Below are 3,325 nucleotides of genomic sequence, written 5' to 3' on the forward strand. Positions count from 1 at the left end.
GTCGGGGGACGGGGCCCGGAGCGATCAGGAGGCGAGCCCGAGGGCGGTCATCCGCTTGGTGTGCGCCTCGGTGATACGGGAGAACATCCGGCCGATCTCGGCCAGGTCGAAGCCGTCGGCGACCCCGCCCACCAGCATCGTGGACAGCGCGTCCCGCTCGGCCACCACCCGTTGGGCCTGGGCCAGCGCCTCGCCCATCAGCCGCCGGGCCCACAGCGCCAGCCGGCCGCCCACCCTGGGGTCGTCCCCGATCGCGGCGCGAACCCGGTCCACCACGAACTCCGCGTGACCGGTCTCGTCCAGCACCTCCAACATCAGCGCCCGGGTGTCGGAATCCAGTCGGTGGGCGATCTCACGGTAGAAGTCGGCCGCGATGGAGTCGCCCACGTACGCCTTGACCAGACTCTCCAGCCAGTCGGAGGGCGCGGTCATCCGGTGGAACTCCGCCAGCGGCGCGTCGAAGGGCTCCATCGCCTCGAAGGGGTCCGCGTCGATCTCCGAGAGCCGGTCCCGCAGCCGCTCGAAATGGCGGAACTCGGCCGCCGCCATCCGCGCCAGGGCCGCCTTGTCGGCGAGGTCCGGGGCCATCCTGGCGTCCTCGGCCAACCGCTCGAAGGCGACCAGTTCGCTGTGGGCCAGCGCGCCGAGCAGGTCGACGATCGCGTCCCGGTAGCCGGGGTCGGTCGAGGCGGCGGCCCAGTCCCGGGTCACGATGGAGCCGCTCGGCCCGTCGGTCCGGTCGGTGGGGGAGTCGGCCGTTCCGGGACTGTCGGCGGCGGGCTTCGCGGGCGTCTCCATGGACCGCACAATAGCGGGCCGGCAGGTGATCCGGACGCCGGCCCTAACGCGGATGCGGGGTTCCGGGGTACAGTGATATGGACCTGCCGCGTACTCGGTGGGTCCCATTCACATGTGGAGAACACCAGCCCCGCTCGGCCGAGCGGACGGCTGCCAGCGGATGCCCGGTCGGTGGCCCGATCGGCTCCGACCCGACCGCCCTCCACGCGGACCGTGTGAGTCCGTGATGAAGGACCCGCTCGCGCGGTGTGCGCGCTTGAGCGAGATGACCGGGTCCCGCGCCGCACGACCCGCGCCCCACCCGGGCCGGCACCGAGCGCGGTACGCCACGACCCGCCTCGCCGCCGTGCGCCGCGTCACACAGAAGAGGCAAGAACCCTGACCGCTACAACGTTCCGAGATCTCGGAATCCTCACCGAGACCGCCGAGGCACTCGAGGCCGTCGGCATCGTCGCCCCCTTCCCCATCCAGGAGATGACCCTCCCCGTCGCCCTGGCCGGCTCCGACGTCATCGGGCAGGCCAAGACCGGCACCGGCAAGACCCTCGGGTTCGGCCTGCCGGTGCTGGAGAAGGTCACCGTCCCCGCCGACGTCGAGGCCGGTCGCGCCCGCCCCGAGGAGCTGACCGAGGCCCCGCAGGCGCTGATCGTCGTCCCCACCCGGGAGCTGTGCCAGCAGGTCACCAACGACCTGCTCACCGCCGGTAAGGTCCGCAACGTCCGGGTCGCCGCCATCTACGGCGGTCGTTCCTACGAACCGCAGGTCGAGGCGTTGCGCAAGGGCGTGGACGTGGTCGTCGGCACCCCGGGCCGGCTGCTCGACCTCGCCGGTCAGAAGAAGCTGCTGCTCTCCGAGGTCCGCGCGCTGGTCCTCGACGAGGCCGACGAGATGCTCGACCTGGGCTTCCTCCCGGACGTCGAGCGCATCATCCAGCTGCTGCCGGCCAAGCGGCAGACCATGCTCTTCTCCGCCACCATGCCCGGCCAGGTCATCTCGCTGGCCCGCCGGTACATGAACCAGCCCACCCACATCCGGGCCGCCGCCCCGGACGACACGGGCCACACCGTCAAGAGCGTCACCCAGCGCGTCTACCGGGCCCACTCCATGGACAAGGTGGAGATGGTCTCCCGCATCCTCCAGGCGGAGGGCAGGGCGCTGGCGATGATCTTCTGTCGCACCAAGCGCACCGCCGCCGATGTCGCCGACCAGCTCGGCCGGCGCGGCTTCGCCGCCGGCGCGGTCCACGGCGACCTCGGGCAGGGGGCCCGCGAGCAGGCGCTGCGGGCCTTCCGAAACGGCAAGATCGACGTGCTGGTGTGCACGGACGTGGCCGCCCGCGGCATCGACGTGGACAACGTCACACACGTGATCAACTACCAGACCCCCGAGGACGAGAAGACCTACCTGCACCGGATCGGCCGCACCGGTCGCGCCGGTGCCCGGGGCACCGCCGTCACGCTCGTGGACTGGGACGACATCCACCGCTGGCAGCTGATCGACCGCGCGCTGGAGCTGGGCCTGCCGGAGCCGGCGGAGACCTACTCCACCTCCTCGCACCTGCACGAGGAGCTGGGCATCCCCGAGGGCACCAAGGGCATACTGCCCCGCGCCGAGCGCACCCGTGCCGGACTGGACGCCGAGGAGCTCGAGGACCTGGGTGAGCCGGGCCGGGGCGGTCGCGGCCGGGACGGGCGCGGCCCCCGGGGCCGTGACACGGAGACCGCGGAGGAGCGGCGTCCCGCCCGCAGCCGCAACCGTCGTCGCACCCGGGGCGGGGTGCCCACCGCGGAGGAGGGGACCGACGCCTCCGCCACCCCGTCCGAGGCACCCGCCGGTACGGTGACCGACGCGTCGGCCGACGCCGCCCCGCGCAAGCCGCGCCGGCGGCGTCGCACCCGCTCGGGCGGCTCCGGCGAGGCGCAGGCCCCGGCCGGGACGGCCGACGCGGCACCGGCCGCCTCAGACGGCACGGAGGCGGCGGCGGGAGACCGCCCGGCCCCGCGTCGTCGCCGGCGACGCTCGCGCGGCAACGGCGGTGGCTCCGTGGCCACCGACACCGCCGGGGAGTGACGCGCCCCGACGCCTCCCGGCGCCTCCCGGCGCCTCCCGGGGACCGGGGCGAATCAGGACATCGGGGGCGTCGGGCCCCACGGCATCCGGACGCCGGCCGCACCCCGCGAGGGGGCGGCCGGCGTCCGCCGTTCCCGCCTGCGGGGGACCGTCGTGAACCCGCGCGGCGGGCGGATCGCCGACCCGCCTCCCGGCGTTCACCGGAGCCGGCTAGAGTCCCCGATGTGAGCAGGCCACCCCACGTCTCGCCCGGAACCGGACTGATCCCCCGGCGCCTCCGCACGCCCCGGGGAACCTTCGCGGCCCTGGACGCGGTCCCCGCCGGCGAACCCGCCGGGACCGTCCTCCTGCTGCCCGGCTTCAACGGCAGCAAGGAGGACTTCATCGTGCTGCTGGCACCCCTGGCGGCCGCCGGTTACCGGGCGGTGGCGGTGGACGGTCGGGGACAGCACGAGAG

At 74.1% G+C, this 3,325-nt stretch carries 2 protein-coding genes and 1 pseudogene; 2 read left to right on the top strand and 1 reads right to left on the bottom strand.

What is annotated here, in order from left to right:
* Nucleotides 1-24: 24 nt before the first annotated feature.
* Nucleotides 25-798 (bottom strand): ferritin-like fold-containing protein, encoded by a 774-nt coding sequence (locus FNQ90_RS16985; protein ID WP_182607164.1) that lies wholly within the window; start codon nucleotides 796-798, stop codon nucleotides 25-27.
* Nucleotides 799-1,272: 474 nt separating this feature from the next.
* On the opposite strand from FNQ90_RS16985, the gene FNQ90_RS16990 reads away from it, so the two are divergent.
* A complete protein-coding gene (locus FNQ90_RS16990) occupies nucleotides 1,273-2,868 on the top strand; it encodes a DEAD/DEAH box helicase (protein ID WP_228471326.1) in 1,596 nt (531 codons plus the stop codon).
* A gap of 224 nt (nucleotides 2,869-3,092) precedes the next feature.
* A pseudogene (locus tag FNQ90_RS16995) lies at nucleotides 3,093-3,325 on the top strand (alpha/beta fold hydrolase); the annotation flags it as partial.

Source organism: Streptomyces alkaliphilus, from assembly GCF_014141535.1.
Classification (GTDB): domain Bacteria; phylum Actinomycetota; class Actinomycetes; order Streptomycetales; family Streptomycetaceae; genus Streptomyces; species Streptomyces alkaliphilus.

What these genes read in the sequence shown, in the direction of transcription:
- FNQ90_RS16985 (WP_182607164.1), bottom strand. Translation starts at nt 798, where the DNA reads ATGGAGACGCCCGCGAAGCCCGCCGCCGACAGTCCCGGAACGGCCGAC.
- FNQ90_RS16990 (WP_228471326.1), top strand. Translation starts at nt 1,273, where the DNA reads ATGACCCTCCCCGTCGCCCTGGCCGGCTCCGACGTCATCGGGCAGGCC.